Source organism: Mesorhizobium sp. CA10 (assembly GCF_020165285.1).
GTDB lineage: Bacteria > Pseudomonadota > Alphaproteobacteria > Rhizobiales > Rhizobiaceae > Mesorhizobium.
Window position 1 is genome coordinate 580,449 of the sequence record NZ_JAIUHV010000002.1, and the last position, 15,574, is coordinate 596,022.

Below are 15,574 nucleotides of genomic sequence, written 5' to 3' on the forward strand. Positions count from 1 at the left end.
GCCCAGTCCGCGCGGCATCGGTGTAGGCCAGGTCCGGGGCAAAAAAGTGGGAGGCCCCAGACCGGCCGGCGACAATGGGTCTGTCACTGTCCTTTCCTATGCGGCATGCCCAGCGCACCTGTCATGCCGTTTTCCTCCGCCGGATAGACCCCCTTCAAAACGTCGTTGAAATGATGGCTGACGGCCGCATTGCACTCGCAGGCAAGCGAGCGCAGCCCTTCTGGACTGCGTACAGCAAGCCGGGAGCGCCGGGTTTCGATGACGCCGCGCTGCCTCAGGTCTCGAATGACCCGGCTCAGATAGGAGCGGCCGACCCCCAGCATTGTAGCAAGCTGTTCCTGCGTCACCGCAAGGTTTTCGGCTCCCGTCCGTTCTGTCACGGCCAACAGCCATCTTGCCGCGCGCTGTTCGATCGAATGCGCTGCGCTGCAGGCGACGGATTGGAATACCTGCGCCATCAGGCAATCAGCGTAGCGGGCAAACAGGTGACGCAATGTCAAGGAACGCAATTTGGCTTCTTCGAGATGTTGCAGGTCGATCCTGAAGAATGAATCGCCAAGTTGAACTTCGGCCCGCGCATACGCTGGAAGTCTGCCTTGGCTGACGATGCCGCCGACCGCTCCTTCACGTCCGATGAGCGCAGTCTCGATCGCTCGCCCGTCGCTCAACACGACGCGGTAGGAGACCAGGGCCGATCCGCAAGGGAAATAGGCGTAACGGACTGCATCGCCTGGCTCGTGCAGCAAAGTCCCGGCAGGCGCCGACCATTGTTCGAGCCTCGGTTGCAGGATCTCCCAGTCGTCGGCTCTGAGGGCCCGAAGCAGGTTGTTTCCGATCGGGTCTGATCGCTTTCGAGGGTTCTCCATCGCACTCCTCCGTTTCAAATGGCGGCGTTTACAACGACCGGCGCGAAGAAATGTTCACAAGTGCGCAGACGCGGCGGGCGCGGCTATCTACAAATTGCACGGGGGCGCTGATCCAGGCCTCACCGAGCGCAAGCCGTGGTGCATCGGCTTCCAGGCAGACCGACGGCTGCTGAGGGAAGAACGGCGGCTGGATTCCGCGGCGTGGCGCCTCGTGCACGTCGAAAACTGCAACTCCCTGCGGCAAGGCGTGAACATGAGCGTCAGTCATCGGTCCAATCCAGAGGCCAACGGCCTGCTTCGCCTGTATGTCGCCGGCGATGGGCCGGGCGCCCGTCGGGCGCTGGCAAGCCGTCTGAGGATAGTGGAGGAGTTGGCCGGCGGTATCGAAATCCAGGTCGTCGACGTCGTCGCGGATCCTGACGAGGCGGAAAGGGCCGGCATTCTAGCGACGCCGACGCTCTCGGATGAGTCAACCATCCCTCCACGACGGCTGATTGGCGACATCAGCAACATCGCTCAGGTTCTCGACTATTTCGGTTATCGCAAGAAGGACAGTGGCTATGACCACAGCTGAAGAGATCCTCATCGATCCCGCGCTCGAACGCGTCAGGACCGGTATCGAGGCTTTCGACGATCTTGTGATGGGCGGCCTGCCGCGCGGGCGCACCACCATCGTCGGAGGCACGCCCGGCAGTGGCAAGACTGTATTTGCGACGCAGTTTCTGGCCCACGGCATCACCGTGCTCGACGAGCCCGGCGTCTTCGTCACGTTCGAGGAATCGCCGGTCGAGATCGAGGTCAACATGGCTAGCTTCGGCTGGGACATCCGTCGCTGGCGCGAGATGAACAAGCTGGTCTTCGTCGACGCCAGCCCGCGTGACCACGACCAGATGGTTGTCGGCAATTTCGATCTGTCAGGCTTGCTGACGCGTGTCCTGCACGCTGCGCGAAACGCCGCGGCGAAGCGCATCGTGCTGGATTCCGTCACCCAGCTCTTCGACCACTTCGTCGCGGAGCAGACATCGGTCCGTCGGGAACTCCTTCGCATTGCGACAGCGCTAAAGAGGGATGGTTTGACGGTGCTAATGACCGCCGAACGCAACAGCGAGTATGGCGAGATCTCCCGCCACCGGATCGAGGAGTTTGTTGCCGACAACGTCGTAATCCTGCGCAACGCGCTCGACCGCGAGCGACGCAGGCGTACGATCGAAGTTCTCAAGATGCGGGGCAGCCGCCACGTGGAGGGCGAGGTGCCGATCACGCTTGTGGTGAAGCAAGGCATAGTGGCAGTGCCACTGTCTTCACTGCGGCTCGAGCAGCAATCCAGCACCAAGCGGGTGACGAGCGGCAATCCGGAACTCGACAGGATGTGTGGCGGTGGATTTTTCCGCGACAGCATCACCCTCGTCAGCGGTGCGACGGGCACCGGAAAGACCCTGCTGGTGACAAACTTTCTGGCAGGCGGCGCGGCGGCTGGCGAACGTGCCTTGCTGGTCGGCTACGAAGAGAGCCGCGGCCAGATGTTCCGCAATGCGCGCGGCTGGGGCGTCGACTTCGAGGCCATGGAGGCGGATGGCCGGCTGAAGGTCGTTTGCATTTACCCGGAAGCGCAGAACTTGCCGGACCACCTGTTGATGATCCGCGAGCTAATTGAAGAGTTCAAGCCTGACCGGATCGCTATCGACAGCCTGTCGGCATTGGAACGGATCGCACCAGAGACCGGTTTCCGGGAATTCCTAATCAGCCTCACTTCCTTCATCAAGAAACACGAGATCGCTGGCCTTTGCACGGCCACCAACAAATCGCTCGTCGGCGGCCAGAGTGCTAGCGAACAGCATATTTCAACCCTCACGGACTCGATCATCCTATTGCGGTACATCCAGGAAGGGGATTTCATGCATCGGGGGATCATGGTGCTGAAAATGCGCGGCAGCGAGCATGACAAGCAGATTCGGCGCTTCACAATCGACGGCACCGGCATGCATCTCGGTCAGCCCTTCGACGGCGCACCCGACGTGTTCGGCGACTCCGCCGCGTCTTGGCGTGAGGAGCGTTGAGATGGCGTGCGGCGCAGCCGAAATCTCCGACCAACACGGCGACGCAAATCTGACGGGCATCAGCCAACTCGACTTTCGACGGCTGATCGAAACCACGGCCGACGGGGTTCTGGTTGTCGATCTGTCGGGAACGGTGCTTTATGCAAATCCGGCGGCCGCCGCGATCTTCGGTTATCCGGCTGCCGATCTCGTCCACATCCCCCTCGGCCGGCCGGTCATATCGGGTGAAACCACGGAAATCACCGTCCACAGACCCAATCAAGCACCAGCCGAAGTGGAAATACGGACGGTTGAACTTAGCTGGGACGGTAGGCCGGCGCTGCTTGCCAGTCTTCGCGACGTCTCCGCGCAACGCGCGCAGCAGGAGCGTCGACGTCAATCGCAAAAGCTCGAAGCGATCGGCCGGCTCGCTGCCGGCATCGTTCACGACATCAACAATCTGCTCGCGGTGTTCGAATCGGGGCTGCGACTGCTTCAGAAGCAGCTGCGCGAGGATCCTGCGAATCCGAACGCGGCGATGCTGATTGAAGAGTTGCTCAAACGAACGCAAAACGGCAGTGCGCTGACGCAGCAATTGCTCGCGTTCTCTCGCGCACAGTCGCTGTATCCGGAGACAATCGACCTGAATGGACGTATCGAAGCCGTCACGATGCTGCTGGAGCGGACGCTGGGGAACGGGATCAGCATCAGGCTTGAGCTGGATCCGGCACTTGGCCCCGTCGTTGTCGATGCCAATCAGCTAGACGTCGCCATCCTGAACCTGGCTGTGAATGCCAAGGACGCGATGGCCGGCCGGGGCACGCTGGCGATCGAGACCAGCGGTACTCCCGGCAACATCGAAGACGTGCCCGCTCCGGCTGCCTCTTTTGTTCGGGTCACGGTCAGCGATACGGGTTGCGGGATGAGCAAGGAGGTCCTGGCCCACGTGTTTGAGCCGTTCTTTACGACCAAGGCCGATGGCCGGGGAACCGGACTTGGGCTTAGCCAGGTTTACGGCTTCATCAAGCAGTCCGGGGGGCATGTTAGGATCGAGAGTGCGGTCGGCGAGGGAACAAGCGTTCATCTCTTTCTTCCCCGCGCGCCAAGCACAGGAAATGAGGAACTGCAAATGCAGGGCGAGATCAGGCTCAACACACGTCGGTGAAAAAAGCGGCCTGTGTTTCGGCTGCCGATGTACCTGGCCGCAACGCCTACAACGGCAGACCGCACCCGTAGCGGTTGAAAAAAGCGGGCCCGGAGATCCGGGCCCGCCAGAGATGCTGGTCAGGCCGTTGAAAGCGGACGGTCGCCGAAGAACCAGAGGCTTCCGGCAGCCAAGGCCGCTACGATCACTCCCACGACCACATGTACCCACATGGCCGTTGTCAGGGCCGAGAAACCGAGGGCCCAGGGCGAGATCAGCGTCCACAGCCCAACCACCAGGTTTGCCCATTCCTCATAGGCATGGAACGCAACCAGCGCACCCACGGCGATCAGGGCAATCACCGCACCGGCGATCCAGGCGTTCCAGGCCGCATAGGTTTCAGCCGCAAATCCAAAATACCAAGGCGACAGTACCAGCGCTATGCCGGCGATCACATTGACGATATCGATCGCCGGACGACTTTCAGTTTTCAGCCATTTCTCCATTGCTCATCCTCCTTTCCTGACATGGTGAGTGCGCCGCCCTCTGAGCGACGGCGGGTGCGGCAGCCAGGGATTGACCTTTGCCACCGCGAAGCTTTCTTCGTCGGCCGGGCCGTCCCCGGCCATCGCGCGGAACCGAACCGGCCAGAACAAAGGACTTGATCTCGTCGGGCTGGAAGCGGTTGCCGGCGATCTCGCGCAGGGCGAGTTCGACGGGCGCCGTCGCTTCGTCGGTCAGGCGCTCAGCACCCCGGCTGAGCGCACGAGCGCGCCCCGCCACGGCGACGGCCAGTGCGAAACGGTTCGGCAGCGTATTTTCACAATCGAGCACAGTCAGCCGATCCATGACGACCCTCACATTGCCTTCTGCTTCTGTTCAGGAATAGAAACGGCCAGGTTCGCTGCCGTAACTGGCTCCAGCGCGAGCAGGGCCAATTCCACTTCGTCCAGCCGCGTCGGACGCGCGTTTTCCGGCATCCCCTCGGCCGTGGCGAGATCGACCAGATACTCGTTCCACGCCCAGTTTCGCAGGATTGCGCGTTTCTCGTCGGCTGTCAGAAGAGGATCGACGACCACGTCCATCGGCGATGCATAAAGCGCCTCCGGGTCCGTCAGCGCCGGTCCATAATGCGGCGCCTGCGAAACTGCGCCGTGGCTGCTTTGCAGCAAAGCCAACTGGAGGCGGTTCCAGACAACGTCTGCGCCGGCCTGCAGCGGGTTGTCCGCGTCAGACGATTCGACACTGGACTTTTCGGCCGCCGGGCTTCCTTGAACAGCGTAGGCAAGCCCCTGCCGTTCGGCATAGTCGATGGCCGCCTGAGCCGTTGGAAATTCGAGCTCCACCTGGGTCAGCGTGTCACCACTTGCGGTGTAGCCCATCAGCGGTTCAATGACCGGCGCAGTACGCCGCTCGAACAACAGCCGCCACCCTTTCGGCCGCGCACGGCTTGAGGTCATGACTGAGCGGCAAGGCTTGTAGATCCGCGCGACGGCATCACGCGGGAACTCGGATCGCCCGAGCGACGGCGCTCGCCCGCGTTTCTCGTTTGCCGGTCCGAGATTTTCTACGACTGGTGTGACTTTTCTTTCTTGCTTCTGCATCACTCATCCCTCCCATTTTTGGCGAAGGATGCGCCGGAGGCAGCGGGCTGCCGCCTCCGACTTGGTCCATGCGTCAGTGGGTGATCGGGATGCGCTTCACCTTCGACTGCGCGTTCGGGTTCTTCGGCAGCGTCAGGATCAGGACGCCATTGGCAAAGGACGCCTTGACCTTGTCGTCCTCGACCTCGTAGCCGAGGGGTATGCGCCGCTCGAAGCGACCGTAGAAGCGCTCGGAGTAATCCTTCTCCTCGGTTTCCGACCGCTTTTCGCCACGCAGGGTCAGCACATCTTCGTCGAGCAGGACTTCGATGTCCTTCTCTTCCATGCCGGGAACCTCGGCGGTGACGCGAAGCTCGTTGTCCGACTCCGAAATCTCCACCTTCGGCCAGCCCCCATCGAAGGGCGAAAGCTGTCCCACAGCAGGCAAGCGCGTCTCGAAGCTCCTCAACATATCATCAAAGAGCCTGTTTACCTCGCGGTGAAGCGACAGGAACGGGTCGCCACCGCTATAGATGCTGGGGGCCTGGTTGTTGCTGTTGCGGCCCCACGGAATAAGGTCACGCACGTTCATGGTTATTCACCTCCACGTTCAACCGCGCGGCACCGGGCGATTACCGGTGCCTGTCGCTTCTGATTCACTCTGACTTCAGGCAGCGTTCTTTTCGGCGTCGATCTGCCGCGGCGCTGCCTTTGCCGGACTGCCTGCGAAGGCGATCCGGCGCGGTTTCATCTCTTCGGGAAGCTCGCGCTTGAGATCGATGTTCAGCAGCCCTTGTCCAAGCTGGCGCCGACGACTTTCACATGGTCGGCCAGTTCGAACCGACGCTCGAAGGCGCGCCCGGCAATGCCGCGATAGAGATACTGGCCGTCATCATCGCCAGATTGCGACCCGCTCACAACCAGCAGGTTAGGTTGATGAGTGATAGTCAGCTGTTCCTGCGAGAAGCCGGCAACCGCCATGGTGATGCGATAGGCGTCCTCACCAGCCTTGGCGATGTCATAGGGCGGCCAATTGTCTATCGCAGTGACACGGCTCGCATTTTCCAGCATGTTCAAAATCCGGTCGAAGCCGATGCTGGACCGGAACAGAGGGGTGAAATCGAGGTTTGTCCTCATAGCCACATCCTCCTTCGAGCAACATGGATACAAGGAGACGCCAAGAGCCTTGGCGCCTCCTGGACTTGTGCCGGCCCCATGTGGCGGCCGGCGATCAACATTTATAACAGTGATTTACACGTTCAAGGGGCCTATAGGAAAATTTTCAGCCAGAGAACACGTCTGCCCCGCCAGCGAATCCTCGCCGGCGGGCGGATGCCTCGGATGAAGAGCGTGGCTGCGCTCCACTCAAAGTCGATCGACGGATGCTGCAAGACCGGTGACCGCAATGCTGTCGATCTCACGACCGCGACCGGTGCCGGGAAGCTTCTCCAACTGATCCAATTGGCGCAACGCATCCATGATGGCATCGAAGCTGACCGGTTCGGTTGCTCCCGGCGGCATGCGCAGCGCCGGCACCGATTCCACTGCACATGCATCCGATGCCCATGACGAAAGGATTGCACGCTTCTCCTGGACGTCCAGCGTCACGTCGGTCAGCACGTCCTGGGGTCGCTCGAAATGCCGTGCCGGATGGAGTAACCGGTCAAGAAAAGCATCAGAGCCCACGGGCCCGATCGGGGGAAAACTCGTCGAAATGGCTCCTTCCATCGATAGTTCTCCGCTTTGAACAGTCTCCTCTGTTGACGTCATGTTTGGTGGCTCTCTCGCGATTTCCACCAGCTGAAATTTTGGAGAGTTTCGAGCAAATTTCAATGGCCCCGCAAGGCCACATCCCCGCCGTTCAGCCTACCATAAACATTTTTTCAAACCGGTGAAACAATCGGCGTGAATGTCAGTTCTTGGGTTCGCGCAGCAGCGCCAGGGCGGTCGGGCAGGAGAACCAATCATGTCTTACATTTCCGGGAAGCGACTTTGCATTGGCTTCGTCGCAGGAATTTTGATGCTCACGGCTGCCGGCTTTGCTCCAGTTTCAGCACAGGAAATTCCGAACGACTTCAGCGCAATCGTGCGTCAGAAACTGCCGGCCGTGGTCGCGATCACGACGAGGCAGATCATCCAGGACCAAACGATGCTCGACGACTTTCTCAACCCCTTCGACAGCCGCGGGCCTGCCCAGCCGCAGGTGCGAGAAGCTCTTGGCTCTGGCTTTGTGGTCAGTCCCGAGGGCTACATCGTCACCAACAATCATGTCGTGGCCGACTCCACCGAAATCCACGTCGTATTCTCCGATAGGGAGACTTCGCCCGCGCGACTTGTGGGCCGCGATCCAGCGACCGACATTGCGGTGCTGAAGGTCGATCCACGCCCCAACATGACGGCCACCGCCTGGGGTGACTCTGACGCAATGCAGCCGGGGGCCTGGACGATCGCGATTGGCAGTCCCTTCGGGCTCGGGGGAACCGTTACCGTCGGCGTTCTTTCCGCCCGCTCGCGCGACATCCAAGCCGGCCCTTACGACGATTTCCTTCAGACAGACGCCTCGATTAATAGAGGCAATTCCGGCGGCCCTCTGTTTAACGCGCGCGGCGAAGTGATCGGGGTCAACACGGCCATCGTCTCTCCGTCCGGCGGCAGCATAGGCATCGGGTTCGCCGTGCCCTCCCGAACTGCACGAAGCGTTGCTGATCAGCTGATCCGCACCGGCCGCATCGAGCGCGGGTTCATCGGAGTGCGCCTCCAGGAGGTGACGCCGCCGCTTGCCCAGTCACTTGGCATATCAAGCACCAAGGGAGCGCTGGTCGCCTCGGTCGAGCCCGGCAGTCCGGCGGAGAAGGCCGGCTTGCAATCGGGGGACGTGATCACCCGGTTCAACGGCAAAGATATCCAGGGCGTCCATGACTTGACATTGGCGGCAGCGAACGAAAAGCCAGGGTCGAAAGCGACGTTGACAAGGAACCGCGGCGGCTCCCAGCAGGAGGTGGAGCTCACTGTGGGTCAACGCAAGAACGAGGAGGTGCAGACCGGTGCAGTTCCGAGTCCGGAAGCGGCGGACCAACCGCTCGGATTGTCGCTCAGCCCCATTCCTGACGAAGCGCGTCAACAACTCGGTCTCCAGCCGGGTACGACCGGAGTCTTCATCCAGGAAGTGGCGCCAAATAGCCTCGCCGCGGAGAACGGCCTTCGGCCTGGGGACGTCATCATCTCGGCCAACAACCGCAACGTGACGCAGCCTTCTGATATCCAGCAAGAGTGGACCAAATCCCGCCAGCAGAAAAAGCCCATCTTGTTCCGCATCGAAAGGCAAGGACAATCGCTTTTCGTTGCAGTGGCCGTTTCCTGACGCGGCGCTGCGTCAGGCCAGCCACGGTGACGAAGAAGTGGCCTTGATGGCCGCCCTCACGGCTGCTCAAGGCAAGGTCGCGGTTAGAGGCTGACCAAATTCCGACAATCCCGGCTTAGTGAACGGCGAGAGAGGAGGTGTTCCGCTGCTCCCTTTGAGGTGAAACTGTAGAAGACGTCTTCGACACGTGACCAAGTCCCTACGACCTCGCCGTCCTTGTCAATTACGTCTTCGGGTCGCGGCTCCCCGTGCCCATCCAGCAAGACATTTCAAATGTTGAGGCATCGTCACGGCGTTCTTTCCAACGCTCGAATCGCGACGAAGAAAGTGAGGTCGAATCGAGCAAAGATAATGCCTCGGGAGGCGACCTCTGGGTCCCTGTCACGAAGTGCATGTACGCAAAGCGACAACCAACTCGTAAGATGTTGCGCAATTGCACCGTCACGACATCTTAGTACCGGTGGACCCTACAGCCGTCGTCAAGAACTTCCGCATGGCATCCTTGCGCGCACTGTGATCGAGCGCATAATTTGCGCGCTCGAACTTCGCTCCATCGAGCAGAGCCTGAATGTAGCTAGCGACTGTGTCACCTGCCATTACGAGCGCAGTGTCTACCGTGTGGATGTAGCGGCTTGTGATCGTTCCGCGAGAATGTCCCACCAATGCAGCTATGGTCGACTCGGTAAAGCCGAGATCGTTTGCCACGCTCGCGAAGCTGTGACGAAGCACGTGGGGTGTCACGCTTTCAAGCGGTGTGTCTTTGACGAGCTTTTGCCATAGCTTGGGGAAGCCGACCAATGGCTTCCCTTCCTCCGTGCCAGGAAAAACAAAATCAGCCTCATCGCCGGACAATAGTGGCTTGAGCAACTCGACCACAGGCAGGCCGATAGCCCGAGTCGACGCACCTTCCTTGGAGTCCTCAAGCCTGATGCAACTGCGCTGAACATCGATCTCGCCCATTCGAAGATTGATGATCTCGCCTCGTCGACATCCTGTCATAGCGAGGGCTCGAACCATTTTCGTGGCCGTTGAAAACTGCGGGTCGAGAGCGGCGTCCGCGAGAATCTTGCCTAACGCTCTATACTCACGCTCGGTCAGGCGACGGTCACGGACGCGATCTTTTGGCTTACGAAAGCCGTGAACCGGATTCTTTTCGATGATCCCTTCTCTAACTGCATAGGAGAAGATGCTGCCGAGAAGACCGACGCCGCGCGAGCCGGTGCCAATGCCTCCGCGAACGATCGCTCGGCCACGCTTCTTCGTTTTGATGTCGGTTCGGGTCTTGCCGTTGGCAACGTCGCGCAGAAATTTGGCAATGTCTGCCATGGTGATCTCGGTCACTCTCCGGTTCCCGAGGAGCGGAAGGATGTGGCGCTTTATACGGCTACGGTCGATCTCCATAGTCGACGGCTTCTTGGGGCGACCGCCTTTGCCAGGTACAAGTCCGGCTTCACAATCAGCCAAATATCGGGTGCAAAGCTCTCTGACGGTAATCGTTTTGGCGTCGAGAAGTTTCGTTTCCGCAGGATTGTCGCCTTGCGCGATCCGACCGATCAATATGCGGGCCTCCTTTCGGGCCGCATCTGGTGCCCAGACCCCGTGGGGACCGATGGTGAATCGGCGGGTCCGACCTTTAGCTCGATATTGCACGAGGTAGCTGCGCTTACCGGATGAAAACACGCGCAGCCCAAAGCCAGGCAACTCATCATCCCAAAGGAAGTAGTCCGACTTTCCCGGTCCCGCTTGATCCACGGTTCGTTTGTTCAGCTTAGCCATCGCACACCTCAGGGTTCTGTCGAAGTGATCCCGCGGAAGCACCACGGAAGCACCCGGACGGAAACTCCGGCCTGCGGTAGGATACTGGCTTCGGTTTTTGGGTCGACAAAAAGTCAGTCGTCGTAGTAGCTTAGCGAACGATATCGTAGAAACAGAAGCTATTGAAAAGACTGGCTAAATCGGCCTCCGAAGGCAGAGGTCACAAGTTCGAATCTTGTCGGGTGCGCCACTTCAGTACAGAACTGCGAACTCCCGACACCGCCGTTTCTGCGCCTGACGCCGCGACCAGGGTTTGGAGCAATTCGGATTTTGATCCGATGATTCTGACTTCCTTCTCGGCCACTTCGATCCGCTGCGCCAACGCTCGCAGGTGATCGCGGCGGTAGCCGCCACGCGGATCGCGCATGCGCTCGCGAGCGGCGCGGGCGAATGTGTTGACCATTTCGGGCGTGATGGGCTGGTTGCCGGTGCTGTCGAGCGATGCCTTGATGCGTTCCGCATCTGTCGTGGCTTGTTCCTTGATGGCTTTGAGACCCGCGATGCGGTCCTTGAGAGCCGGATCGTTGACGTCTGTGACGCCAGCCTCGATCGCGTCATAGAGCCGATTGAGGCGCTGGTCGGTCTCGGTGATCTTCCGCTTCAGTTCGCCCAAGTGCTCGCGGCGGCGCTCAGTGCGTTCCTGCCTCCGGCCGAGGACAGCCTCAAGAATGGTGGTGAGCCGTTCTGGCTTGAGAAGCCGCTTCTCCAGATGATTGGCAACCAAGTCGTCCAAAAAGGCCATGGGGATTGATTTGCCCTGGCAACCGGCCTTGCCCTGGCGGGCGCGTGTCGAGCAAGTGTAGTAGCGATAAATATCACCGTTGTTCCCCTTGCCGGTCCTGAGCGTCATCGCTCCTCCGCACTTTGCGCAAAAGCAGATACCGGTAAGGAGAACGGGACTGGTGGTGACCCTGGGTGGCGTCACCATTGGATGGCGAGATTTGAGACGCGCCTGCACGGCATCGAAGGTCTTGCGCTCGATGAGTGCGGGCACTGCCATGACGACAACCTCGTCGTCCGGCTTCTTTGCCCTGCCCTTGAAGCTGCGCGTATTGAAGCGGTGTTCGCCAATATAGGTGGTTCGGGTTAGTACGGCGTGGATTTGCGCCAGTCCCCAGAGACCGCCGTCTCGGGTGAACAACCGGTTCTCATTCAGATGGCAGGCGATCGATTTGACGCCCATTGGTCCTGAGATTCCATTCCCCTGAAGAAAGAGGTGGTAGATCAGTCTGACGGTGTCGGCGTGCAGCGGATCGACCTCCAGCTTCTTCTTGGTCTTCGATCCGCGCTGCTCCGCCGCAACGATCCGGTAGCCGATCGGAGGCAACGCCCCATTCCAGAAGCCCTGCCTGGCATTCTCGTTCATGGCGCGGAGCACATGCTTGGCGTTCTCTCTCGACTGGTACTCATCGAAGAGAGCCATGATCTGGCGCATCATGACATGCATTGGATCGTCACCCATCTCCTGGGTAATCGACACAAGTCTTACGCCGTTCTTGGCGAGCCGCCTGACATGGAACTCAAGCTCGAAGTGATCGCGGAAGAATCGGCTGAAGGAATGAACGACCACGACATCGAAGGGGGAAGGCTTTGATGTGCCGTCCTCGATCATGCGCTGGAACTCTGGACGCTTGTCATTGGTGGCTGATGCGCCTGCCTCGACAAAGGTCTCGACCAGCTCATAGCCACGAGAGGCGCAGTAAGCCTCACCTTGGCGCCTCTGGTCGGGAATGGAGACATCGTGCTCGGCCTGGCGGGCCGTCGATACGCGGAGGTAGAGGACTGCCCGCGATCCCTTTGCAGACTGCTGCTGTTGTGAAGCCGTCTTCATAAGCACTGTCTCCCTGTCATTTCATGGGCGATCTCCGAAAAGCTGATCGAAGATGTCGCCAAACCACGCCTCGAACGCGTCGATTTCCGGGGAAGTGACAGGGACGGGCTTTGGCAGATTGTCGGTAACGCGCCACTCGCGTGGATCGTGTTGAACCAGTCGGCCAACGTGTGGACGCGGCTCAACGTGTAGGTAGTCATACAGGTCGATCGGCAATGTACCGAGGCGGACCCGTGACAGTTCCGCAGAAGTCGCTTTGCGAGCCGGGTGGGACATAACCCAAATATGCCCCAGCAACCCGTCAAAGCGGAACGACCTATGTATTCGCCAGGACCACCATTCGCACGCTGATGGATCAGCTTTCGTTCAACCGGTTTGGCCACATCGCTCCAAGGCATCTTCCTCCTTCAGGGCTGCGACCAGCTTGGCTGCCGCCTCCCAATGTCTGGCGATGTCAGCCCGGACAATCGCCCTCTCCGGCCGATCCATACCTATGTCTCCAACGATCGCCTTCATGTCCCGAAGCACCGACGCGATGTGCGGCCAGGGGAAGTCAGACGGATCATCGATCTCCCTGTCTGCTCTAGCAATCATCTCCAGCTTGGCGACCACGCCAGCAAGCGAAGTCGCCGTGACATCGGGGATTGCGTCCAGATGCTTCAACTCCTCCGTCACGGCGAGCACTTCCGCTTCACGTGCAACCGCATACTCTGGGCTCCCCTCGACCGTCTGCAAGGCCGTGACCTGCGCCGCTCGGACGCTATTTCCGGAGCCCGATGTCGCCAAATCCGTCAATCCCGGAATTCCGGTATTGACCAACATTCGGCTCTCCAGCCGTTGCTGTATTCGGCACAGTAGGAGCGCGACGTGATGGGCTCGCTGCTGGTGAGACCAAAGGTACAGTGCTCGGTCATCGAACCGACTTTCCAATTCGGGTTGTCTATCGAATCTGTCCATGAGGGTGAGCCTTTTCGTTTGCAGGAAGGCATCTCCTCCATATCATATTGAATGCCGAATAGGAACTATCGTTCCTGGAAGGATCGTTCCATTCCTGAGCTATCTCTGGGAATGGACCTCAAGGAAGTTTTTGCAAGCAACTTGCGTCAAATCAGAAGCAGCAAAGGGCTGACGCAGGAAGAGCTGGCAGAGCGCGCAGGGCTTAGCGCTAGATACATCGGCTCAATCGAGCGGGCACACGTTTCGGCAAGTGTCACCGTGCTCGGGCGCATCGCAGACGCGCTGGGTGTCGAGCCGCACCTGCTGGTGCGGCTGAACAGATAGCCACACGCCACCGTTGAGCCGCCCGCGAGCGCGCCCTCAACAGCGCTGTAGCGAGCGGGCGGCGGCTTTGCGCCTCATCTCGGCCATAGTGTCACCTTTGCCGCTGCCGGCATCCAGACATTGTCGGCAAACGCTGTCCGTCGCGGTTGCGCCTCTTGACCGCTATCACAAGCAACGGGCGACAAACATCAGCTGGGCGTGGCTTTGTCTATCGAGGGTCGCCGCGACGTGCTTAGCAGTGCGGATGCATTCCATATTTAAGCTATTCAATTTCGGAAATATGTTTTCACGCCAGTTGCCGTAGGATCTACGGAGCCATATTCTCATTGGCTTAAAGTCATCGGGAAAAGGCAATGCGGTTGATCGACGTAGCGATTTTCAAGGGCCGCCGCCCGTTCGGCCGACTGTTTCTCGTTGTGTTTCTGGTTTTTAACTGCTTCATGGCATGGGCGCTTGTCGAGGCGATCGACGCTTTCACGAACATCTCGAACGCCAATACTTCACGGATATTTGGCCTGGACAGGGAAGGCTTGCTCAGTGTTTTGGTAGTGGCAATCGTCTGGGCGGTCGGTGCAACTATCTCAGGCCTCTTGGCGCGCTGGACAAGATAGAGGCGAAATTACCGAGCCCGGCAGAGGAGCACTGACATGCGGGGAAGTTTTCTGCTCTTGGCAACTGCACTAGGTGCATCGTTTTTGAGGGTCGGCATAAGCCAGGCGGATCCGGTGCTCCCGATGTGCAGCAAGGCCACCGACACGGACTGCTTCACAGGCAAACTAGGCCTTGTCCACATCCCCCCGGTTGAAGAAGACAAGGACCAAGCCTTGGAATATGACTTTGGCTTTGTCGATAGCTCTGGAACAGGCTGGCAGACCAACTCGGGCGACCCTACCAACGGCGCTAGCATACCAAAGGCCCTACGGTGGATTGTTGGGCAGCCGTTTGATCCGCTCTTCGTGCCTGCCTCCGTTATTCACGACCGCTATTGCGATATGATAAGAAGCCGCAGGGTTTATCCTTGGAAGGCGACCCATCGAATGTTCTACGAGGCATTGTTGGCCACGGGCGTGTCGCCATCCAAGGCCAGGCTCATGTACTATGCCGTCTACAGTTTCGGGCCGCGCTGGACGCCGGCTGAGATAGATGCCGGGCATGTCTGCCGCGGGAATCTAACCCCGTTTTGTCAGCAGATTATAGGCGAGTCAGGGGCGACTGTCAGTTCAAGTGATCCGGAACCGGCCGTCGCAGAAAATCCCGCGGAGTTGAAAAAGAAATACGAGATCACACGCGGACCCGACGGCAAATTCGATGTTTATCGCAAGGCGATTTACGATCAGCCCGACGTGGACGGCGACATGCACGCCGTAAGGACGATTCTTGACGCAACATTCTCAGGCCCTGACGCTGAGAAGAGTTCACCGGAACAGCAGATGGAGCTGATCGAAAACCTTTCCGACACTCGCCACCCAGCCGAGGTTATTCTCCTCAACGAGAAGGTTCCAAACCCAAAATCGAAAGTTACCAAAAGCCCGAAGTGACGACTCGTCGTCGTGGAGTCTCCCATGGAGAATCTGGCCCATGGCGCATTCCTTGATTCGGACGACAAGGATGCCTCGTCAAAGCCCGGGGATCAAACGGCACAGCTTGCACCTCGGCC

Annotated in this window: 16 protein-coding genes and 1 pseudogene; 7 read left to right on the forward strand and 10 right to left on the reverse strand. The window is 59.6% G+C overall.

Going from position 1 to position 15,574, the window contains the following annotated elements; genetic code table 11:
• Positions 1-83: 83 nt before the first annotated feature.
• Positions 84-866 (reverse strand): Crp/Fnr family transcriptional regulator, encoded by a 783-nt coding sequence (locus LB535_RS06215; protein ID WP_140715342.1) that lies wholly within the window; start codon positions 864-866, stop codon positions 84-86.
• A gap of 94 nt (positions 867-960) precedes the next feature.
• Here LB535_RS06215 and LB535_RS06220 point away from each other — a divergent pair, with 94 nt between their 5' ends.
• Genes LB535_RS06220 through LB535_RS06230 form a run of 3 tightly spaced genes read left to right on the forward strand, consistent with a single transcriptional unit; the run spans position 961 to position 4,067 of the window.
• Entirely contained in the window at positions 961-1,440 is a 480-nt protein-coding gene (locus LB535_RS06220; protein WP_224525806.1) for a circadian clock KaiB family protein, read from the forward strand.
• Positions 1,427-2,923, forward strand: coding sequence for a circadian clock protein KaiC (gene kaiC, locus LB535_RS06225; protein ID WP_224546549.1), 1,497 nt, complete (start codon positions 1,427-1,429; stop codon positions 2,921-2,923). The genes LB535_RS06220 and kaiC overlap by 14 nt, the downstream gene beginning before the upstream one ends.
• A gap of 1 nt (position 2,924) precedes the next feature.
• Positions 2,925-4,067, forward strand: a complete 1,143-nt coding sequence (locus LB535_RS06230; protein WP_224585950.1) for a two-component system sensor histidine kinase NtrB — start codon at positions 2,925-2,927, stop codon at positions 4,065-4,067.
• Positions 4,068-4,186: 119 nt separating this feature from the next.
• On the opposite strand, the gene LB535_RS06235 is transcribed toward LB535_RS06230, so the two are convergent.
• From LB535_RS06235 to LB535_RS06260, 6 genes and pseudogenes are all read right to left on the reverse strand, one after another.
• On the reverse strand, positions 4,187-4,552 hold the full coding sequence (locus tag LB535_RS06235) for an SPW repeat protein (protein ID WP_140715336.1): 366 nt from the start codon (positions 4,550-4,552) through the stop codon (positions 4,187-4,189).
• Entirely contained in the window at positions 4,530-4,895 is a 366-nt protein-coding gene (locus LB535_RS06240) for a DNA-directed RNA polymerase subunit omega (protein ID WP_224585948.1), read from the reverse strand. Before LB535_RS06240 ends, LB535_RS06235 begins: the two co-directional genes overlap by 23 nt.
• A gap of 8 nt (positions 4,896-4,903) precedes the next feature.
• Positions 4,904-5,650, reverse strand: coding sequence for an NADH dehydrogenase ubiquinone Fe-S protein 4 (locus LB535_RS06245; RefSeq protein ID WP_224585946.1), 747 nt, complete (start codon positions 5,648-5,650; stop codon positions 4,904-4,906).
• Between the two features lie 73 nt (positions 5,651-5,723).
• On the reverse strand, positions 5,724-6,221 hold the full coding sequence (locus LB535_RS06250) for an Hsp20/alpha crystallin family protein (RefSeq protein ID WP_140715330.1): 498 nt from the start codon (positions 6,219-6,221) through the stop codon (positions 5,724-5,726).
• A gap of 75 nt (positions 6,222-6,296) precedes the next feature.
• Positions 6,297-6,766, reverse strand: a pseudogene (locus tag LB535_RS06255) (Hsp20 family protein).
• Positions 6,767-6,994: 228 nt separating this feature from the next.
• On the reverse strand, positions 6,995-7,357 hold the full coding sequence (locus LB535_RS06260; RefSeq protein ID WP_224585942.1) for a hypothetical protein: 363 nt from the start codon (positions 7,355-7,357) through the stop codon (positions 6,995-6,997).
• A 238-nt stretch (positions 7,358-7,595) separates the two neighbouring features.
• Here LB535_RS06260 and LB535_RS06265 point away from each other — a divergent pair, with 238 nt between their 5' ends.
• Positions 7,596-8,990 (forward strand): Do family serine endopeptidase, encoded by a 1,395-nt coding sequence (locus LB535_RS06265; protein ID WP_224525820.1) that lies wholly within the window; start codon positions 7,596-7,598, stop codon positions 8,988-8,990.
• 441 nt (positions 8,991-9,431) lie between these two features.
• Here the strand turns inward: LB535_RS06265 and LB535_RS06270 are convergent, their stop codons facing one another.
• The 3 genes from LB535_RS06270 to LB535_RS06280 all read right to left on the reverse strand — a co-directional run bounded on the left by LB535_RS06270 (position 9,432) and on the right by LB535_RS06280 (position 13,458).
• The gene (locus LB535_RS06270) at positions 9,432-10,766 is read right to left on the reverse strand and encodes a tyrosine-type recombinase/integrase (RefSeq protein WP_224525824.1); all 1,335 of its coding nucleotides are present in this window, start codon (positions 10,764-10,766) and stop codon (positions 9,432-9,434) included.
• Between the two features lie 199 nt (positions 10,767-10,965).
• Complete coding sequence (locus tag LB535_RS06275; RefSeq protein WP_224631555.1) at positions 10,966-12,636, reverse strand: recombinase family protein; 1,671 nt, start codon at positions 12,634-12,636, stop codon at positions 10,966-10,968.
• A gap of 366 nt (positions 12,637-13,002) precedes the next feature.
• Positions 13,003-13,458 carry a hypothetical protein gene (locus LB535_RS06280; RefSeq protein WP_224631556.1) on the reverse strand — a complete coding sequence of 152 codons (456 nt, stop codon included), beginning with the start codon at positions 13,456-13,458 and terminating at the stop codon, positions 13,003-13,005.
• 246 nt (positions 13,459-13,704) lie between these two features.
• On the opposite strand from LB535_RS06280, the gene LB535_RS06285 reads away from it, so the two are divergent.
• From LB535_RS06285 to LB535_RS06295, 3 genes are all read left to right on the forward strand, one after another.
• A complete protein-coding gene (locus tag LB535_RS06285) occupies positions 13,705-13,917 on the forward strand; it encodes a helix-turn-helix domain-containing protein (protein WP_224631557.1) in 213 nt (70 codons plus the stop codon).
• Positions 13,918-14,270: 353 nt separating this feature from the next.
• Positions 14,271-14,528, forward strand: coding sequence for a hypothetical protein (locus LB535_RS06290; RefSeq protein ID WP_224631558.1), 258 nt, complete (start codon positions 14,271-14,273; stop codon positions 14,526-14,528).
• Positions 14,529-14,564: 36 nt separating this feature from the next.
• Positions 14,565-15,455 (forward strand): DUF1353 domain-containing protein, encoded by an 891-nt coding sequence (locus LB535_RS06295; RefSeq protein WP_224631559.1) that lies wholly within the window; start codon positions 14,565-14,567, stop codon positions 15,453-15,455.
• Positions 15,456-15,574 lie beyond the last annotated feature (119 nt).